Here is a 16,659-nt window from a genome sequence, read left to right as displayed (position 1 = left end):
AGGGTCAGAAGCCGAGCCCTCGCTTGCGGCCGAAATCCCAATCGACGCCGCCGCCGTCGCGAGCGACACCGGAGACGTGGCGGCCGAGCTGCTTTTCGAGAGAAGGCGACCAGGGCACGAGCTGGAAGCCGAGGCCGTCGTCGATCATGGCGAAGCGGCCGGTGGCGAGCGTGAAGCGCTGGCGATAGGTGCCAGCGATGTATTCCCCGCTGCCGGCGCGATTGAACGGCAGGCTGCTCTCGCCTGCCAGCTTCTCGCCGAGCGCACTGACGTCCCGGTCGCGCAAGGTGTTGAGCAGCTGACGCGCGAAGATGACGCGCTGGCCCCGCCGCTCCGCGAGACCTTCCGCGATGAGATGATCGGCGCGCTGTTCCATCGCCTGTCGCATGTCGGCGCCGAAGCCGCCCTCCGACAGAGCGATCGGCTCGCGCGCCACCGCTTGCCGGTCGAGCCAGGTTGCTCCGGTCGCATTGATCTGTGCCTGGATGTCGAGGTCGGAGCGGACCGCGAGTGCGATGCGGCGCTCGCCGCGCGCGTCCTCATAGGATCGGAGCTCGACGATCGAGCCCGGCGGACTGTCGCCTGCGGCGTCGAGATGCGGCAGCTTGAGATGATGGGTCCGGCCGTCAACGCCGTCGATCACGGCATAGGCGGTGCCCCTCAGCTCATCATCATGTCCGCGCTCGAGGAGGCGGCCGATCACGGGAACCTCGAGGCTCTCGGCTGCGAGGACATAATTGGCCGAGCCGCGCTCGATGCCGCGCTCGGTCAGGGCGCGGTGCATGCGCTTGATGATGTCGCCGCGCGCGCCAAGCTCGCGCAGCACCGCTTCCGCATTGTCCGCGATGTGCCACTGCGAGTGGCCGACCTGTCCTGCGACGCCAAGGATTTCCAGCGTGCGCAGCCGCCCGGCCTTCAGCGCGTGGAATTCGTCGGGTGGTTGATCGGCGCGGGGCGCCAGGTCGACGATGCCGGTCTTGCGCCCATCGCGCATGAGCTGCCGATCGAGCTGGGTCCAGCGCTCCGCCTCGACTTGGGCGGTCAGGTTGCGATGGATCTCCAGATCGGTCCGTTGGCCGAGCTCCTGCGTGACGAGGTCCTGCGCGCGAGCGCGCATGCCATCCTTAATGTAGTCGCGGGAGATGACGAGGTCCTGGCCGTCGCCGGCGCGGCCGCGCAGGATGATGTGGATGTGCGGATTGTCGGTGTTCCAGTGAACGACCCCGACCCAGTCGAGCTTCGTGACGAGGTCCTTCTCCATATGCGCCATCAGCTCGCGGGCGTGAGCCTTGAGGTCGGCCATCTCCACCGCGTCCCCGGGCGAGACGATGAACCGGAAATGATGGCGATCGTCCTCGCAGCGCTCCGCGAAGGCGCGCACGTCCATGTCGTCGGACCCTGGCCCGAACATCCGGGCCTTTTCGCCATCGCGGGTCACGCCGTCACGGCGCAGATAGTTGAGGTGCGCGCTGAGCGGGGTGGAGCGCGCGGTGTGTCGTACCACGCGGGTCTTGATGACGACGATGCGCGAGCGTCCGGTCAACAGCCGGTTGGCCTGGATGCTGGCGCGCTGGCCGCGGCCGAAACGTGAGCGGTTGCCCGGCGTGATCTTGCCGGAGCGAGATACGCGGCCACCGGCCTTCTGCGCCGCTGCCAGGGCCTGCGCGATGAAGGGCCGCGCCTGCTGCGCACGGGTCGAGCGGATGCGGCCTGGACGGATGCGGAATTCGCGCTCATCGGCCATGGCGCAACCCCGCGACGTGCAAAATGCGCCTGGAAATCAAAAAGATGAGCTGTTGGCGAACGGTGCGACGTATGGCGGCACGGTGCGGAGCGGCCCAGAAAGCTGAGCAAAAACAACCATCCGGCCGAAGCGCACGTTGCGCCTTTTTATCTCGCCATCCCCCGGTCGTGTCGCCTGCCACCACCCCCGGCGCACTCCAGGGCACGCCAGCGCAGGAGGGAACGCGAAGGACTGCCGATCCGGTCATGGCGCCGCTCCACTGCCGCGGCGGGTGATGAACAGTGCCGCGGGCTGTGACGTCGTCAGAGCCGCGGGTGTCGCTGACTTGGACGAGCGGTCGTTGGTCGGCGGCCGATCGGGCGACGTGGGATTGGCGGTGAACATGCCGTCATCGCGCATGATGAAGATCGCCGCGTCGCGCCAATCGAGCGGCTGCGTGACGGTGAAGGCGATCTTCGATGGACGCTCGGCGCGCAGAACGGGCGCCAGCAACGCGATGTAGGCGCGGGTTTCGGCCGGCAAGGGACGGCCCTTGGCGCGGTGTTCGTCATAGCGCGCCGGCCCCGCATTGTAGGCGGCGAGCATGGCGGCGGCGTCGCCATAGCGGTCCCACATCTCGCGCAGATACGCCGTGCCTGCGAGGATGTTGTCATGCGGATCGTAGGGGCTGCGGCCAAGACCATGGCGGAGGCGAAGCTCCGCCCAGGTCTCGGGCATGACCTGCATCAGTCCTATGGCGCCGGCCGATGACACTGCACCCACATCGCCCGCGCTTTCCTTGCGCATCACGGCGCGAATCCAGCGTTCCGGAATGCCGAACCGCCGCGACGCGTCGATGATGTGCGACGCATGAGGATCGGCGGCAGTCGCGCGACCTATCGGAGTCGATTGCGCGTTTGCGATGCCCGAACTGACGCAGATGAAGAGCGGACCCAGCGCGCAGATCGCTACCGCAATGGCAGAACGGAATAGCGCCCTGTCTCCGCTGCACCGCCAGCCTGCCAACGTGCTCGCTGCGGTCAAGGGTTCGCGCGACGCGCCGGCGAACCGCCGCCCTTGACCTTCGCTGCGCGCGCCGGCCGTCCTGCGGTCGAGCGGGACAGCGGGATGAGCCGGTCTTTCCGCGAACAGCGGGATGAGGGTTTTGACTGCGGGGACGGCGCTGGATCGCATCGCCATCAGACCCGTGCATTGCGCGGCTTCGGGCGATTCCAGTGCAGCGACCAGGCGCTGTCATCATCATCGGAGCGGAAGAGGATGGCGCGGATCGGCTGCGCGAGCGTGGGATCATCGAGCTGCAAGGACAGATACTCGCCGGCCTTGTCGCCGGTCTCCTTCCAGGCCGCGCCAAGCTCGGGACCGTCGGCGTCGCCGCGATGAATGCGAAAATCCGGTGCATGCTCGGCGTCGGATTTCTTCGCGGGGATGAGCACGACCTCAGCGTCGACGACGAGCGTGCGGATGTGGCCGGTGTAGCCGGTCTTGGTCTTCTGGAATGCGCCGATATTGGCCACGGTGGCCTCCTTCGATGGCAGTGCGTGAATGGGATCAGCGCGTCCGCGCGTGGTCAGCGGGTTCGGGCGCGCCGGACGAAGCGGCCGTCACCGTCCTCGTCGGTGAGGAGCGGTAGGGCCCGGCCGATCACCGCCGCGGCTGGCAACGGGCCGAAATAGCGCCCGTCGAAGCTGTCGCGGACGCCGCGGTTCATTAGGAAGAGCTCGCCCTGAGCGATGGTGCGGCATCCGCGCCAGACGAGCAGTTCGCGGCCCATGCGGTCGCGTTCGAGCGCCTCGCCCATCTCCACGCCATCGACCGTGACGGTCCGCCCGGTGCGGCAGACGCGCTGGCCCGGCAGCCCGAGGATGCGCTTCAGAAGCGGCATGCCGGCGCCGACATAGCCGCGTGCCACCATGAACTGGGCGAGCGGCGCCGGTGGCATGACGGCAACGAGCTCGTTCAACTCGAGCGCGCCTGTGGGTTCGGTGGTGTAGAATCCGACCGGTGCGCTGGCGGAGGCGTTCCAGATCAGCTTGTTCGGCATCGGCGTGATCGCCGGAACACTCACGCCTATCGTTGCGAACGCGGTCGCGAAAAGGAGGCTAGTGCGCTTCATGGCGCGATCCCTCGACGCTTCAGCCATGCTTCCTGGCGCGAGGGCGTGTAGGCGGAAGGCGGCTCGCTGGCGCGCAGCCGATGATGGACGTGGCGCCAATGGGCCGGGTCGACATCGGCCGGAACGATGCCGTGCCCCTCGATCGCATCGATATGCTGAAGCACACGTTCGACGGTCGGCCAGCTATCGGCCCTCAGAAGAATTTCGCCGCCGGGACGCACGAAGGGCAGCGTCTGGAACGGCTCGCCCCGTCCGATCGCGCGCACGATGTCGATGCGCGAGACGATCGTGCCGTACTCGTTGGCGGCCCACCGGACGAAGGCGAAGATGCTGTTCGGCGCGAAGCCGACGATGCTGCGATGGCGGTCGAGGATTTGCTCATAGCTCTTGCGACCGAACCTGATCCAATGCTCGATCTTCCTCTGTCGCCAGGTCAGATCGACGAGCGTGGTGAAAGGCGCCGGCCCGGCCGGCTGCGCGCGCCGCGCCGCATGGCCGCTCATGGCGTATCTCCATCGGTGGGCGCGAATTCGCGGGTGAGCAGGTCGCGCAGCATGTCGGCGACGGTCACGCCGCGCCGGAAGGCCACGACCTTGATGCGTCCGCGCAGCTCCGGCGTGATGTCGATGGTCAGGCGGGCGGTGAAGGCGCTGGAGGCGGCCTTGCCGTTCGATGGCGCCTCGGCCGCTCTGATCCAGCCCTCGGCATCGCCAGGGCGGGAGGCGAAGCCGCGCTTGGATGCACGCTCCGTCATGGCGCGAGCCTCCCCATGTGGTGCCGTGCAATCTCCACTGCGAGCGCCGTGATCTCGCGCGCGGCGAGGCTGTCGATGGCGATCTCGGAGGCGAGCCGTCCGGTCTGCGCCGCATCGGCAAAGACGACGCGTTGGCCGATGGTCGTGGCGAGTAGCGGCGGATCGTGATCGGCCAACGTCTCGGCCGTCTCGCGGGCGATGATCGTGCGCGCACCGCAGCGATTGAGGACGAAGCGGGCGGAAAGCTGCGGCCGATAGATGCGCGCTTCGCTCAGAAGCGCCAGCATTTCAGCCGAGGCCCAGCCGTCGAACGGCGATGGCTGCACCGGGATCAGCACGAGGTCGGCGGCAAGCAGCGCGGAGCGCATGAGGCCGGCAACACGCGGCGGCCCGTCGATGACGACGTGATCGACGTCCCGCGCCAGCTCGGGCGCCTCACGATGGAGCGTGTCGCGAGCGAGGCCGACGACGCCGAAGGCGCGTGGCAAGCCCTCGCGACCGCGCTGCTGCGACCAGTCCAGGGCAGAGCCCTGCGGGTCCGCGTCGATCAGCGTGACACGCGTGCCGCGTCGCGCCCATTCGCCGGCGAGATGCAGCGCCAGCGTCGTCTTGCCGACGCCGCCCTTTTGGTTGAGCACGGCGACGATCATGATGCGCCTCCCGACTTGCGGGATCGGGGCGGCATGAGACCGCGGGACGTATCCTTGGACGCCGAAGCGGATTGACGGAAAGACGTCTCGGAGACCGTGAAATCGGCAGAGGCCTCGGATGCGTGCAGGCATCCGTTCGCGATGGGATTTCCATCGCGCGCGCGCCTCTTAAAGTTAGATTCTCTGTTAGACTCTAAGTTAAGGGCGCGAATTCCTGTTTGATCTTTGAGTGTTAGGCCTGGTTTGGGTTCCCGATGGCACGAGGGGCCGGTTCCGGATAGCACGTCACCGGGGGTTCCCGATGGCACGAGACAATCCACAGCCTGTCCACCGGAAGGGGACGGCTCGAAGGCAAGCAGCGTGCGGCCGCCGACCTCAACCTCGACGAAGAGTTCGTAGCCCGGCAAAGGTTGGCGCCGGATGATGTCGCGCAGCTCGAAGGCGAAGCGCTTGAACGGCGACAGGCTGCCTGACTTCTGGTGGAGATGGTGGAAATCGAAGCGCCAGCCCTGGCGCTGGTGACCGCCATGCTTGCGCGCGATGCGGTAGAGCCAGCGCTCGAGGCCGCCCGTCAGGTCGAAATAGGCGCGGTCGATGGTGAGAACCAGCGCGTCATCGAGTACGGCCTGGTAGAACCAGTCCGGAACCATCAGCTCGATGCCGGCAGCCTTGCCATGCCGGTCGGTGCGCTCCTTCCACTCGTTGATCCAGGAGAAGCGGTGACGCCGTCCTTCCGCCGGCTGGCGGATGGTCGTGCTGACGGTGGTGGACTGGAGGCGATCCAGCGCCGCCTTGAGGCGCTGATAGTCGCGTAGCGAGGTTCCGCGGCCGATGAACTTCAGAATCTCGTATGGGGTGGCGGCCATCAGCCGAGAAGTGCGAAGCCCTGCGTCGCGGGCGTCGACGATCTGGCTTCCCGCCCAGATCAGGATGTCGGCATCCCAGATGGTCGCCATGCCGTGATCGGGCACGGCCTCGACGCGGATGGAGACGCTGCCGGCAGCAAAGTCGATCGGCGCGATGCGCGGCGTCTTGGCGAGGGAGAAGAACGGATAGGCCATGAGGTCCTGCGCATCTCTTGGCGCGAAATCGCCGGGGCGCGCATGGAACAGGTCGAGCTGTCCGCGCTCCGAACTCGGGCGATTTCGCGACGACACGAAAAGGAGGTCCGCGGCGGTCAGCGGCGGGATTGACTTGCGGGCGCGCTCGGCACGGAGCCGTGACGCTTGGCGGGCAGGACAGAGCCGCGCGGGTCGGAGGTCGAGGTGACCGCCCCTCGCTTCGTCCAGGCATCGAGGTCGTCGATGGCGTAGACGACGCGGCCGCCGAGCTTGCGATAGGCCGGCCCGGTTCCGTAGGTGCGATGCTTCTCGAGGGTGCGGGCCGAAAGGCTGAGGAACTCGGCCGCTTCCTTGGTGCGCAGGAAGCGCGGCGGGAGTTGGGCTAGATCAGGTCGCATGGATCGGCCTCCGTGGTGTTCCGTTGCGGCCGCTGGTCAGCAGCGGCGGACGGCGATCACGGTGGCGAAGATCAATCGCGTGGAGGGAGGGGGAATTTGGGGGAGCTAAATTCTCACCCCTATGCAGCGCCGCTGTCAGCTTCGGCGGCGATGACGCAGGAGTGTGCGATAGCCGCCCGCGATCATCGCGAGTCCGTACCGGACCAGGGCGGTCGTGGCGTCGCGAAGCGCAGAGGTTTTCCAGGGTTCGGAGGCAACGCGGTCGACGCCGAAAATGACGCCGGCGATCTCGCGATAGGTTGCGCCATTGAGGCGCCCATCGGTCGCCTGGAGCATGTGACGCTGGCGGCGCTTTTGCTGCGACGTCAATCGTCCGTCGCGGGGGACTGCCATGCCCAGCAGCGCGCGCAGAAGGCGATCGATGGCCGCCATCCTGTCGAAGCCGTTGCCGTCGAGTGGCACAAGTGCCGCAAGGGGACGGTCAGGCCGCGCTCCGGCGAGTTGGAGAAGCCGAACCGTGGCGTCGTCCACCGCGAACAGGGCATGCATGCCGTCGTCGTCCGCGCGTGCGGTCCGCATGTCCAGCAGGGAAAAGAGATTGTCGGCCGCCGGCAGAACGATGGGTATCGGTGCGAGGAGCACGGTGCTGGTGTCGGCCTCGGGGGACCAGAACACCGGACTCTCTCGAGCATTCAGCGACGGCGGGACAAAAAAACTGCAATCCCCACTTCCGGCGCAGCTCGCGTTTCAGGGAAGGACGGTCAGCCTGTGCATAATCCTGCTGGTAGTTGGTGTTGCGCCTGAGCCATTCCCAGGCGAGATCGGGAGCGTCGAGCTTATCCAGGTAGTCGTAGCTCGCCGAGGACCGCCAACGCGACGTGTCGGGCTTCATCGTATTCCTCGTTGCCGCAACGTGGGGGCGGCAACGTTGCGAAGATTCAACTTTATGGGAAGATCAGACGGACGCGCCAGGCGATGCCGCCGGCGCATCGCCGCGCGCTAGTGGCGGCTCCCGCGGAGGAGCTCGCGATAGCCATGCTCGGTCATCCAGCGTGCGCGGGTGAGATGGCTGTCGTGGATACGTCGCGCTCGTTCGGGCTCCGCATCCGGACTGATCCCGAAAATGACGTTGACGGCCTCGCGCCAATCGGCGCCCTCGGCCGCTGCGTCAAGCACGCGCATGTATTCTTTCATGTGCGCGCGGTCATAGTCAGTGAGCTGCGCGCTCTCCGGCGGCTGATCCAGTAACCCTGGCTTTTTCATTCCTCATCCCCAAGCGGGAAAATCTATATCTGCCGTCGGGCGAAGTGTGAACGGCTACTGGTACCGAGCTGGTAAAACTCCGATAGAATATCACGCATCAGCCCGAATAGGAACGATCGTTCCTGGAACGATCGTTCTGACGCGGGTTCTCGTGCCGGCATGGACCTCAAGGAGGTCATGGCGGTCAATCTGCGTCGTTTGCGCCATGATAAGAAAATGACGCAGGAAGAGTTGGCTGATCGGGCTGGCCTTAGCGCGCGATATATCGGCGCGATTGAGCGGGCGAACAAATCGGCGAGTGTCACCATTCTCGGGCGGATTGCAGAAGCGCTCGGCGTGGAGGCTGCTGCGTTGATCGAACGTCCACGCCAATAATCGGCAACCTACCTTACTCGGGCTGGGCCCTAGGCGTATGGATGTGTGGTTGGAGTCTGAAACCTGATACCCGTTGCATTCGCGAGCCGGGCGCAGCACGGCGAGCGGCGACCGTGATCCTGCACGGTCGCGCCCGCCGATCCGCTTACCGGATCGGCGGAAAATTGCATGACACGAAGACCTTCAAAGCTGGAAAGCCGTGCAACCGAATTTATGGCTGCACGGCTCCGCAGAATTCAGGCAGCGCGCTCCATCAGCTTCTTGGCCTTGCCTTCGAGATCAAGCCGGGCGTCCTGATTGGTCTTGGTGCGGGCCAGCGCCGTGATACCCTGCGCGAAATCAAAGATGCTTTCCGGCTTGCGGCCTTCCTCGTTGAGCACGGTCTCGATGATCTTCGTCGTCTCCGGTTTGGAGAAACCGCGCTTGCGCAGGAAGCTCTCGCGATCCTCGTGCGTGCGGGCGACGATCTTCTCCCGCGCCGCCTTGATGCCGGCGACGAAGGGCGCAGGAGAGGAATTGGCGAATCTGGTCAACGCGGGCGCGGCCTCATGGGCGAAGCGCTGCGCGGCGAATTTGCTGTGCCGGATACTGATTTCCTCGAAGCCTTCCACGCCCCACAGATTGCGGTTCTGGCAGACAGCGCGAAGATAGAAGGAGGCGATGCCGAGCGTTTTCGATCCGACTTCGGAGTTCCACGCATAGAAGCCCCGGAAATACAGGTCGGGCTCGCCGTTCGGCAGGCGTCCCGCCTCGATGGGATGGGTATCGTCGACCAGGAACAGGAACACGTCGCGGTCGCTGGCGTAGAGCGTGGTGGTTTCCTTCGTCACATCCACAAACGGATTGTGCATCATGGTCGCCCAGTCCAGCACGCCCGGCACCTTCCACCGCGTGTCGCCGACGCCGTCGCCTGCGATCTTCATCACGGCGGCGACAAGCTCGTGATCCCAGATGCGGCCATAGTCCGGGCCGGTCACAGCACTGAGCTCGACGCGGCCGTCCTCCCTCTCGAGCGTCTTCACCAATTCGGCCCGGTGCGACAGCAAGCCATGCTGCAGGTTGATCCCGGCGAGCGGCGCGGGAAGCTGGCGCATATAGGATGCGGGCGCGCTGACAAGGCTGCACAATTGCCCGAAGCTCCAATGTGTCGGGGACATCGGCTCGTCGCGACCCGGCATGATCAGCGACAAGCGCTCCGCATCGCCTCGGCTCGCTTCAACCCGCAAGGCGCGGCTTTCCACGGTGCGGGCATGGGCGCGCTCGGCGCGGCTGCGCACGGCGTCATGAAGCTCGGTCAGGGATAGGTAACGTTCGTCATCGGGGCGGGAAAACCATTCCGACGAAACGCGCCCGATCCGCTCGCCGCGCGAAACGTCCACGTGGAAGCCGGCGGAAGCAGGCTGCGGGTTCAGGGGCAGGGTGGTCATGGGTCTTTCTCCTATAGGCTTGGGTTGAAGCGCAGCGCTGCGCTGCAACCCTGCCCGTCGGCGAGACCGGGGTAGCAAGGGCAAGGGCTGCCGGGATGGAGGGGGATCACCCGGCCTGCACAAGGTGAAGCCGCGGAAGGCTGGGGAGACCGTCCCGGACGAGCGTCAGCGATCCCTTGCCCGCGCGGGGGCGGCGCCCCTAGCAAACCTGCCCGGCAAGAGCGGAGAGGATGCCGGGCAAAAGGATCTGATCAGGATGGGCAAAGCCGCAGAACCTGACATCCGCCCATCCTGATCGCCGTATCTCCTGAAAGGCGGTGGCGGCCATGAGCATGACGAAGCCCCGCTCGGTTGAGCGGGGCTTTTTGGGTGTCCGAACTCAGTCACCGTTGCGGCGGGACCAGATGAGGTTCTGGCCTTCGCCATCCTCGGCCTCGACCAGGCTGGCGTAGATCGGGGCGGGGAAGCTGGGATCGTCCAACTTGACGGAGAGGTATTCGCGCTGCGTTTCGCGGGCGATCTTCTTCCAGGCTGCCCCGAACTCCGTGGCGCCGGCGAAGATGCGGAAGTCGGGGCCGCGCTCGCTGTCGCCCTCGGTGGGGACGAACTTCACGGTCTTGACGTTGAGGGTCAGGGTCTTGACCGCGCCGGTGTAGCCGCTGTCGGTCTTGGTGAAGGAGCCGATGGTTGCCATGGTCGTGTTCCTTTTTTCTGATCGGGTCACGCCCATCGCGACCTCGATGGTGGTCGTTCGACCGGGGACGATCGGCCCAGCACCCGCTCGGGGTCCCCGTCGCGCTTGCGCGATGGGGTGGGCTTAGGGCTGGAACGTCAGTGGAAGACGGCCGGTGACGGCTTTTTTGCCTCGCGATGCAAAGCCGCAGGCGGCGGAAAAAAGTCGGCGACGGACGTTGCGGGAAGACGATCGAGGCGAAGCCGGTCTTCGGTCAGACCCAATCCATTCGAGGACGCCGTGGGGGCGGCCTGCAGAGAAATGATCGGGAACATGACCATGGCGGCAGTCGGCCTCTGCGCCAAACCCCGCGGCAGTTGAATCGAATGGCTAGGGCAAGGACCCTGACCCTCACAGGGTGGTGACGGCCACTGCTGTCCTACAGGCAAAAGCGAGCACGTCTCTGACGGCCCTGTCTTCATGGTGCCTCGACAGATGCTGAAGGATACCGCCCGCCCGGTGCTGCGCGACCCGCTCCATCGTGCTGATGATCCCACCTCCGATGCTCTGCTCTGCACTGGCAGGTAGGTCGAGGCCGATGATGGCGATGCCGGCCCCATGATTCAGAACTGTCCCATTGAGGCCGAACGCGCCCGAGCACGGCGGCCAAGGGGAATCATGCGAGATGGCCGCCCCCTGTTTTCCAGTCGGATGGTCGAGGGCGTCCGGCCGCGCGCGATCAGGCGCGCGGCCAAAATTTTCCGCTGTCACAGACGGGAAAGCCGGGGCCGCGTCAGCAGCCCCGGCTCGATCCTCACTCGGCGGCGACGGAATAGCCGTCGCCGCCGTCCACCTTCGGGGCATCCTGCGCCACGACGGTCTCCCGCGTCTCCGATAGCTCGGCTGCCAGCCCTGCGGGTTCCGGCGTCTGCATCAGGGCGGGAAGCCAGTCGGTTCCGGCGAGCAATTGCTCGGCGGCTTCCGCCATCGCCTGCTTCTTCATGCCCGAGAGCCGGTCGGCGGCTTCATCGCTGACAGCCTCGCGCACGGCGGCGAGGATATGCGCCTTGGTGATGCGACCGAGATAGGTCCGCACCGTTGGCGCCCAGTGCGCCGTCATGTCGAGGACAACCGCCGTCGCCAGCTTGTCGGCTGTCTCCAGCACGCGGGGCTTTCTCTCCCAAGGCTGCTTCACCGCTTTGACGGTCAGCGAGGCGCAATGGGCGAATAGCGCCATGACGCTGGCATGGTCGAGCGAGGCGACGAAGCCCCACAGGTCTGCCACCTCGCGCGGCATGTCCGTCGCCCAGCCGGCGTGACGATCCGCGAGCGCCTTGGCCGCCGACGTATCCTCGATGCCATCCGCATGGCCGGCAAGCTGGGCGCTCGTCGGGCGGATTTCGAGGCAGGACGCGTCGAGACCGCGATAGAAGGTCTGCGCGGCCAAGGCATGGGTGACGGCGATCAGCGCCATGTCGGGCTGCTCGCCAAGGGCGAGGCGAAGGCCAAGCGTGCGGTGAGCGGTCAGGTCGCGGATCAGAAGGTCGGACAGCGGCTTGCTGTCATCGGCGTCATCCTCCTCCGTTTCCACGGCCGGAACCCGGTCCGCGCCGCCGTCTTCGACGATCTCACCATCCTCGGTCACCCTGAATCCTTCGCTGTCTGCATTGGCCTCCGTCTCCGCTTCCGGCTCCGGCACCTCGTCCTCGGCTCGGATGAAGCCGCGTTCGATCCGCGCCGTTCCGTCATGGTTCAGCATCACAAACACGCCGCCGCGCGCGATGTCGTCGGGATGATAGGCGTGACGCAGGGCGTCGATGCGTTCGATCTCGGCTTCCAACTCTCCGAAGCGCGCATCCGCGTCATCGGGCAGTTCGTCTACGCTGTCGTACCGCGCGGTCAGCGCATCATATTCCGCCTGCGCGGCTTCGCGCGCCGCCTGATCCTCCGCCGAAAGCTCCACGGGCTGCGGATAATTCCGGCGAAGGCCGTGGGAGTGGGGATAGTCGATCTGAGCGCTCGCCCATTTCCAGCCTTCCGCCTGAACCTCGGCGGCGATCCCGTCCAGCTTCTCGATCACCAGCCGGTCCAGCAAAGCGACAGTTTCATAAAAGCCGCCGCGATCTTCGGTGAACAGGTCGCGCAGGATCATGCCGCCCGCCTCGGTATAGGCTTCCGGGCCGACGAAGATCGCGCGCCGATCCGATGCCGCGACATGCGACCGGGTCAGGTCGCGGCGGATGCTGGATGGATCACCGTTGTAGGAGAGGTTCTCGTAGACTTGCTCTTGCCGGGCGTGATCCTCCACGATGGCGAAGGCCATCAACTGGTCGAGGGTCAGCCCGCCGTCGCGATAGGCCTGCATCAGCTTGGGGCTGACAGTGCCAAGGCGCATTCGCTGCCGCACGACATGCGCCGTCACGCCGAAGCGGGCGGCGATTTCCTCCGCGCCCCATCCACGATTTTCCGCAAGCTCGCGGAAGCGCTCGAACTGATCGGCGGGGTGAAGGTCTTCGCGGGTGACGTTTTCGTCCAAGCTGATTTCGCCCGGGTCGTTCCGCGTGTCGATGACGCAGCGGATCGGCTCGGTCTTTTTGATCTGCTTGCGCTTCACACGCAGCAACTGGGCGAGCCTGCGGCCTTCGCCGATGCTGACGAGATAGAAGCCGGTCGGCTGGCTTTCCGCGTCAAGCTCGGGCTCCACCACAAGATTTTGCAGAATGCCCTTGGCGTGGATGCTCGCCGCCTTCGCCTCGATAGACGCCTTGCTGTGCGGGGTCTTCCGGGCGTTCTTGGGATGCCTCTTGAGCTTGTCGAGGGGGATGAAAACCTCGGTGCCGCTCGCGGCGGCGGGCGTAGCGGTGGTTTCGATTGCAGCGGTCGTCATGATCTTGCTCCTCATGGGCTTGGGTTGAAGCGCAGCGCTGCGCTGCAACCCTGCCCGTCGGCGAGACCGGGGTAGCAAGGGCAAGGGCGGCCGGGGCGGAGGGGGATCACCCGGCCTGCACAAGCGGGTTTTCTGGTTTTGCGGAAGTGCTGAAAGACGTATCCGCGCGGAAGGTCGGGGAGATCGCCCCGGACGGCGCCGGCTTGCCGGCGCTTCACCCTTGCCCGCGCGAGGGCGGAGCCCTTAGCGAGAAGGCGACATTGTCGGGTCGATCCAGTGTAATTTGCGAAGTGCAATGGCGGCATCATCAACACATGACAAGCGGCGTCAGCTTGACAGGCCATGTTGCGATGAGGGGAAGCGAGTTGGGGCGCGTCTCGCTTCGGCCGGGGTGCCGGTGAACCGGTGCAGGACGACGGCGCCTCGACCGCGCGGCAAGCATTCTTCGATCAAGTCGAAGACAGGGGTAGCGGCGCGTACGCTATGCACACTCAGAACCTTGCCCTGGGCCGATGCACAGCATTCGAGCACGCGCGAAAGACGCGCTTCTGGTCAGTACGCTGTAGTTGGGTGTCGTGATGAGCGTGATGCCGAGAGCCTTCAATTCGGCAAGGACCACCGCGCGCTCCTTGAGCTCCCACCAGCGTTCGATCGGGCCGTCCCTGTCGTCCATGTCCGAAATCTGTGTACATTCTTCGGACGGTCCCGTTTGCCTGCTGTCCGAAAAAAGGCTACAAGTTTCGGACATGAGTGCTTCGACTTCTGATTTGAAGAACACCGTCTTGTATCGCATCCGGGCGGGTGGGCTGCGCAAGGTCTGGACGCCGGGCGACTTCGTCGATCTCGGCTCGCGGGACGCAGTCGACAAAACGCTGCAGCGTTTGACCACGGCGGAGCAGCTGCGCCGGATTGATCGCGGCCTTTATGATCAACCTTGGCTCAACCCGCTGACGCAGAAGCCGAACCCTCCGGACCCCCGTTCCGTCATCGACGCGCTCGGCCGCCGCGACCAAGCGCGCATGCTGGTCGATGGCATGACGGCCGCGAACGACCTTGGGCTGACCGACGCGGTCCCGGCGAAGATCGTCGTTCACACCGACGCGCGCCGGCGTTCGCTCAGTCTCGGCAACGCCACTATCGCCTTCCGCCCAACGGCTGCGAGCAAGCTCTACTGGGCCGGCCGTCCCGGCATGCGCGTCGTTCAGGCACTGCACTGGCTGCGCGACCTGCTCGGACGCGACGGCGAGGCCGACCGGGTTCGCCGCGCCCTTCGCAAGCTGCTCGACGATCCCGCCATGGGCCCCTCGCTCAAAGGCGATCTGTCCGATGGCCTGGCAGCCCTTCCGACCTGGATGCAGGTTTTCCTCAAGCCCCTGATCGCGGATGGAACACCGGCGCCGCCTGCCATCGATGACGCTGACGCCGACCAGGTCCGGTCGCGCACCCCGCGTCGCCGCACGCCGCCAGGCGTTGCGCGAGGGCAGGGCGACGACACCCGGCCAGGCGCCAAGCGCGGCGCCCCCTCGCGGCCCACGTCCCGGTCTTCGGGAACGAAGCGAAGCTGGCGCGCATGAACGCGGCCTACGACACGGTGCTCGCCGCCGGTGCCGACGCCATGCGCGGCGCCTTCGAGACCACGGCTGCGCGGTTGGGCACCACCTCGCAAAACGTCGAGAAGGACTTCTGGGTTTGCTGGACCCTCGACGCGCTCTTTCACGGGCTGCCAGAGACCGGCCCACGCCTGCTCTTCAAGGGCGGCACATCGCTATCGAAAGGGTTCGGGCTGATCAGCCGCTTCTCCGAAGACATCGACGTCACGGTTTTCCGCGACGATATCGGTGCGGCGGCGTCGATCGACGAACTGCAGGGACTAAGCGGCAAAAGGCGACGGGCGAGACTCGACGGCATCCGCGACGCGTGCCGGGCCTACATCAATGGTTCGATGCGAGAGATCCTCACCGCGATCCTGGCGGAGCGCCTCTCTGCCGCGGGGCTCGACGCCAAAGTTGCACGCGTTGAACCTGATGAGGGCGATCCGGACGGCCAGACGTTGTTGATCTGGTATCCGGCGACGACGCCGCGTTCGCACTATGTTCGCGCGGCGATCAAGATCGAGTCTGGGGCGAAGTCAGCGCTGGATCCCCATAGCACCGTCCCGATCAGACCCTATGTCGACGACGATTTGCCGGCGCTCGATCTGATCGTGCCGGCCGTCCGCACGGTCGACCCCGAACGCACCTTCTGGGACAAGGTGGTAATTCTGCACGGGCTACGCCGGTGGTTCGACCGGCGTGGTGAACTGAAAGGCGGAGGCCAGCGGGTATCGAGGCACTATTACGATCTGTACCGGCTCGTGCCCTCCGCAGTCGGTGCTGCCGCGTTGCAGGATCCCGATCTCGGAGCGGATTGCGTCGCCCATGCACGCATGTTCTTCGACCGGTCCGATTTCGATCTGGCCAGCGCCGTGCCGGGCAGCTTCGCGCTCGCCCCGCACGACGCGATGATCGACCAGCTGCGTGCGGACTATCGCGCCATGACCGGGATGATCTTCGGCGAGCCGCCGCCTTTCGACGAGGTCATGGCGAGTGTCGCGACACTTGAGCGCACGCTCAACGAAGGCGTAGCCGCATGATTGAAACCGGATGTGCGACACGCAGGCGGTTGGCCGATGTATTTTTGCGTTCTTGATGCTGAGATTCGTCCGGCGGCGGACGCGCGCGACCGCGCCGATCTGCTGACCGACAATTGGGACGGATTGGATTAAGTACAGCACGATGTACTTGCTCGCCGTCTTCGACGCGGCGGGGGGCGTCGGGAACCTGCATGGTCATGAGACCAAACTCCACGACGGGCTCCGGAGGCCTCCCTCTCGAGACTCTATGCGTCATGGATCTCCGATCCTCGCTCTTACTCGTCCTGGGGGCATCCATCCCGGGACCTACCCCGGAAGATGCGACCGCAACCGCGACCCGTGCGAAAGGGAAGCGTTCCGAAACCTTGGTGCGGACGCCTACCAGCGTTCCGCGCGAAGGCATTGTGCACTCACATCGCTCGTAGTTGCGCACATCTTGCCCAGCGAAGGCGGTATGAAATCACCGCAACTCTCGGCTTTGCCCGCAGAGATCTGAGAAATCTCGGGCGCCCGCTTGGACGTGCTTTCTCGATGATTGGAGCCATTAGCACGCGGATGGGCGCGCAAATGCGCGAGATGGAAGCAGCGAGATCTCATGAGCTGATTTGGAAACTGTGGATACCTGGCTGGTAGGAGAGGGTTGTCGAGACTATGTTGTCGTCGACAATAACGAGTCAATTTT

At 65.6% G+C, this 16,659-nt stretch carries 19 protein-coding genes; 3 read left to right on the top strand and 16 right to left on the bottom strand.

Annotated features, from left to right (window positions below):
* Positions 1-4: 4 nt before the first annotated feature.
* The 12 genes from ACWIGM_RS10080 to ACWIGM_RS10025 form a co-directional block, all read right to left on the bottom strand.
* Entirely contained in the window at positions 5-1,744 is a 1,740-nt protein-coding gene (locus ACWIGM_RS10080; RefSeq protein ID WP_454025806.1) for a relaxase/mobilization nuclease domain-containing protein, read from the bottom strand.
* A gap of 243 nt (positions 1,745-1,987) precedes the next feature.
* Complete coding sequence (locus ACWIGM_RS10075) at positions 1,988-2,917, bottom strand: lytic transglycosylase domain-containing protein (RefSeq protein ID WP_454026967.1); 930 nt, start codon at positions 2,915-2,917, stop codon at positions 1,988-1,990.
* Between the two features lie 5 nt (positions 2,918-2,922).
* A complete protein-coding gene (locus ACWIGM_RS10070; protein ID WP_454025805.1) occupies positions 2,923-3,258 on the bottom strand; it encodes a DUF736 domain-containing protein in 336 nt (111 codons plus the stop codon).
* 53 nt (positions 3,259-3,311) lie between these two features.
* Positions 3,312-3,857: a S26 family signal peptidase gene (locus ACWIGM_RS10065; RefSeq protein ID WP_454025804.1), complete on the bottom strand. Its 546-nt coding sequence runs from the start codon at positions 3,855-3,857 to the stop codon at positions 3,312-3,314.
* Positions 3,854-4,360, bottom strand: coding sequence for a DUF2840 domain-containing protein (locus ACWIGM_RS10060; protein ID WP_454025803.1), 507 nt, complete (start codon positions 4,358-4,360; stop codon positions 3,854-3,856). The genes ACWIGM_RS10065 and ACWIGM_RS10060 overlap by 4 nt, the downstream gene beginning before the upstream one ends.
* On the bottom strand, positions 4,357-4,611 hold the full coding sequence (locus ACWIGM_RS10055) for a hypothetical protein (protein ID WP_454025802.1): 255 nt from the start codon (positions 4,609-4,611) through the stop codon (positions 4,357-4,359). Before ACWIGM_RS10055 ends, ACWIGM_RS10060 begins: the two co-directional genes overlap by 4 nt.
* Positions 4,608-5,261: a ParA family partition ATPase gene (gene parA / locus ACWIGM_RS10050; RefSeq protein ID WP_454025801.1), complete on the bottom strand. Its 654-nt coding sequence runs from the start codon at positions 5,259-5,261 to the stop codon at positions 4,608-4,610. Before parA ends, ACWIGM_RS10055 begins: the two co-directional genes overlap by 4 nt.
* Entirely contained in the window at positions 5,258-6,418 is a 1,161-nt protein-coding gene (locus tag ACWIGM_RS10045; protein WP_454025800.1) for a replication initiator protein A, read from the bottom strand. The genes parA and ACWIGM_RS10045 overlap by 4 nt, the downstream gene beginning before the upstream one ends.
* 20 nt (positions 6,419-6,438) lie before the next feature.
* Positions 6,439-6,720, bottom strand: coding sequence for a helix-turn-helix transcriptional regulator (locus tag ACWIGM_RS10040; RefSeq protein WP_454025799.1), 282 nt, complete (start codon positions 6,718-6,720; stop codon positions 6,439-6,441).
* A gap of 135 nt (positions 6,721-6,855) precedes the next feature.
* Positions 6,856-7,305 carry a DUF2285 domain-containing protein gene (locus tag ACWIGM_RS10035; RefSeq protein ID WP_454026966.1) on the bottom strand — a complete coding sequence of 150 codons (450 nt, stop codon included), beginning with the start codon at positions 7,303-7,305 and terminating at the stop codon, positions 6,856-6,858.
* A complete protein-coding gene (locus ACWIGM_RS10030; RefSeq protein WP_454025798.1) occupies positions 7,202-7,612 on the bottom strand; it encodes a transcriptional regulator domain-containing protein in 411 nt (136 codons plus the stop codon). The genes ACWIGM_RS10035 and ACWIGM_RS10030 overlap by 104 nt, the downstream gene beginning before the upstream one ends.
* Positions 7,613-7,719: 107 nt before the next feature.
* Positions 7,720-7,983, bottom strand: a complete 264-nt coding sequence (locus ACWIGM_RS10025) for a DNA -binding domain-containing protein (RefSeq protein ID WP_454025797.1) — start codon at positions 7,981-7,983, stop codon at positions 7,720-7,722.
* 159 nt (positions 7,984-8,142) lie between these two features.
* On the opposite strand from ACWIGM_RS10025, the gene ACWIGM_RS10020 reads away from it, so the two are divergent.
* Entirely contained in the window at positions 8,143-8,358 is a 216-nt protein-coding gene (locus tag ACWIGM_RS10020; RefSeq protein ID WP_454025796.1) for a helix-turn-helix domain-containing protein, read from the top strand.
* A gap of 236 nt (positions 8,359-8,594) precedes the next feature.
* Here the strand turns inward: ACWIGM_RS10020 and ACWIGM_RS10015 are convergent, their stop codons facing one another.
* From ACWIGM_RS10015 to ACWIGM_RS10000, 4 genes are all read right to left on the bottom strand, one after another.
* Positions 8,595-9,785, bottom strand: a complete 1,191-nt coding sequence (locus ACWIGM_RS10015) for a DUF932 domain-containing protein (RefSeq protein WP_454025795.1) — start codon at positions 9,783-9,785, stop codon at positions 8,595-8,597.
* Positions 9,786-10,164: 379 nt separating this feature from the next.
* Positions 10,165-10,479 (bottom strand): DUF736 domain-containing protein, encoded by a 315-nt coding sequence (locus ACWIGM_RS10010; RefSeq protein WP_454025794.1) that lies wholly within the window; start codon positions 10,477-10,479, stop codon positions 10,165-10,167.
* Between the two features lie 793 nt (positions 10,480-11,272).
* Positions 11,273-13,345, bottom strand: a complete 2,073-nt coding sequence (locus ACWIGM_RS10005) for a ParB/RepB/Spo0J family partition protein (RefSeq protein ID WP_454025793.1) — start codon at positions 13,343-13,345, stop codon at positions 11,273-11,275.
* Positions 13,346-13,826: 481 nt separating this feature from the next.
* Positions 13,827-14,018 carry a hypothetical protein gene (locus ACWIGM_RS10000; protein WP_454025792.1) on the bottom strand — a complete coding sequence of 64 codons (192 nt, stop codon included), beginning with the start codon at positions 14,016-14,018 and terminating at the stop codon, positions 13,827-13,829.
* A 73-nt stretch (positions 14,019-14,091) separates the two neighbouring features.
* On the opposite strand from ACWIGM_RS10000, the gene ACWIGM_RS09995 reads away from it, so the two are divergent.
* On the top strand, positions 14,092-14,919 hold the full coding sequence (locus ACWIGM_RS09995; RefSeq protein ID WP_454025791.1) for a DUF6088 family protein: 828 nt from the start codon (positions 14,092-14,094) through the stop codon (positions 14,917-14,919).
* Complete coding sequence (locus ACWIGM_RS09990; RefSeq protein WP_454025790.1) at positions 14,916-15,977, top strand: nucleotidyl transferase AbiEii/AbiGii toxin family protein; 1,062 nt, start codon at positions 14,916-14,918, stop codon at positions 15,975-15,977. Before ACWIGM_RS09995 ends, ACWIGM_RS09990 begins: the two co-directional genes overlap by 4 nt.
* Positions 15,978-16,659 lie beyond the last annotated feature (682 nt).

This window comes from Allobosea sp. NPDC055332, from assembly GCF_053645455.1.
This window is presented reverse-complemented; position numbering and strand designations above follow the sequence as displayed.

Bases quoted from the DNA above. Each gene is read 5' to 3' on its own strand.
- ACWIGM_RS10060 (WP_454025803.1), bottom strand. From the start codon at position 4,360: ATGAGCGGCCATGCGGCGCGGCGCGCGCAGCCGGCCGGGCCGGCGCCT.
- ACWIGM_RS10020 (WP_454025796.1), top strand. From the start codon at position 8,143: ATGGACCTCAAGGAGGTCATGGCGGTCAATCTGCGTCGTTTGCGCCAT.
- ACWIGM_RS09990 (WP_454025790.1), top strand. From the start codon at position 14,916: ATGAACGCGGCCTACGACACGGTGCTCGCCGCCGGTGCCGACGCCATG.
- ACWIGM_RS10075 (WP_454026967.1), bottom strand. From the start codon at position 2,917: ATGCGATCCAGCGCCGTCCCCGCAGTCAAAACCCTCATCCCGCTGTTC.
- ACWIGM_RS10010 (WP_454025794.1), bottom strand. From the start codon at position 10,479: ATGGCAACCATCGGCTCCTTCACCAAGACCGACAGCGGCTACACCGGC.
- ACWIGM_RS10040 (WP_454025799.1), bottom strand. From the start codon at position 6,720: ATGCGACCTGATCTAGCCCAACTCCCGCCGCGCTTCCTGCGCACCAAG.
- parA (WP_454025801.1), bottom strand. From the start codon at position 5,261: ATGATCGTCGCCGTGCTCAACCAAAAGGGCGGCGTCGGCAAGACGACG.
- ACWIGM_RS10025 (WP_454025797.1), bottom strand. From the start codon at position 7,983: ATGAAAAAGCCAGGGTTACTGGATCAGCCGCCGGAGAGCGCGCAGCTC.
- ACWIGM_RS10055 (WP_454025802.1), bottom strand. From the start codon at position 4,611: ATGACGGAGCGTGCATCCAAGCGCGGCTTCGCCTCCCGCCCTGGCGAT.
- ACWIGM_RS10065 (WP_454025804.1), bottom strand. From the start codon at position 3,857: ATGAAGCGCACTAGCCTCCTTTTCGCGACCGCGTTCGCAACGATAGGC.
- ACWIGM_RS09995 (WP_454025791.1), top strand. From the start codon at position 14,092: ATGAGTGCTTCGACTTCTGATTTGAAGAACACCGTCTTGTATCGCATC.
- ACWIGM_RS10015 (WP_454025795.1), bottom strand. From the start codon at position 9,785: ATGACCACCCTGCCCCTGAACCCGCAGCCTGCTTCCGCCGGCTTCCAC.
- ACWIGM_RS10005 (WP_454025793.1), bottom strand. From the start codon at position 13,345: ATGACGACCGCTGCAATCGAAACCACCGCTACGCCCGCCGCCGCGAGC.
- ACWIGM_RS10000 (WP_454025792.1), bottom strand. From the start codon at position 14,018: ATGGACGACAGGGACGGCCCGATCGAACGCTGGTGGGAGCTCAAGGAG.
- ACWIGM_RS10030 (WP_454025798.1), bottom strand. From the start codon at position 7,612: ATGAAGCCCGACACGTCGCGTTGGCGGTCCTCGGCGAGCTACGACTAC.
- ACWIGM_RS10080 (WP_454025806.1), bottom strand. From the start codon at position 1,744: ATGGCCGATGAGCGCGAATTCCGCATCCGTCCAGGCCGCATCCGCTCG.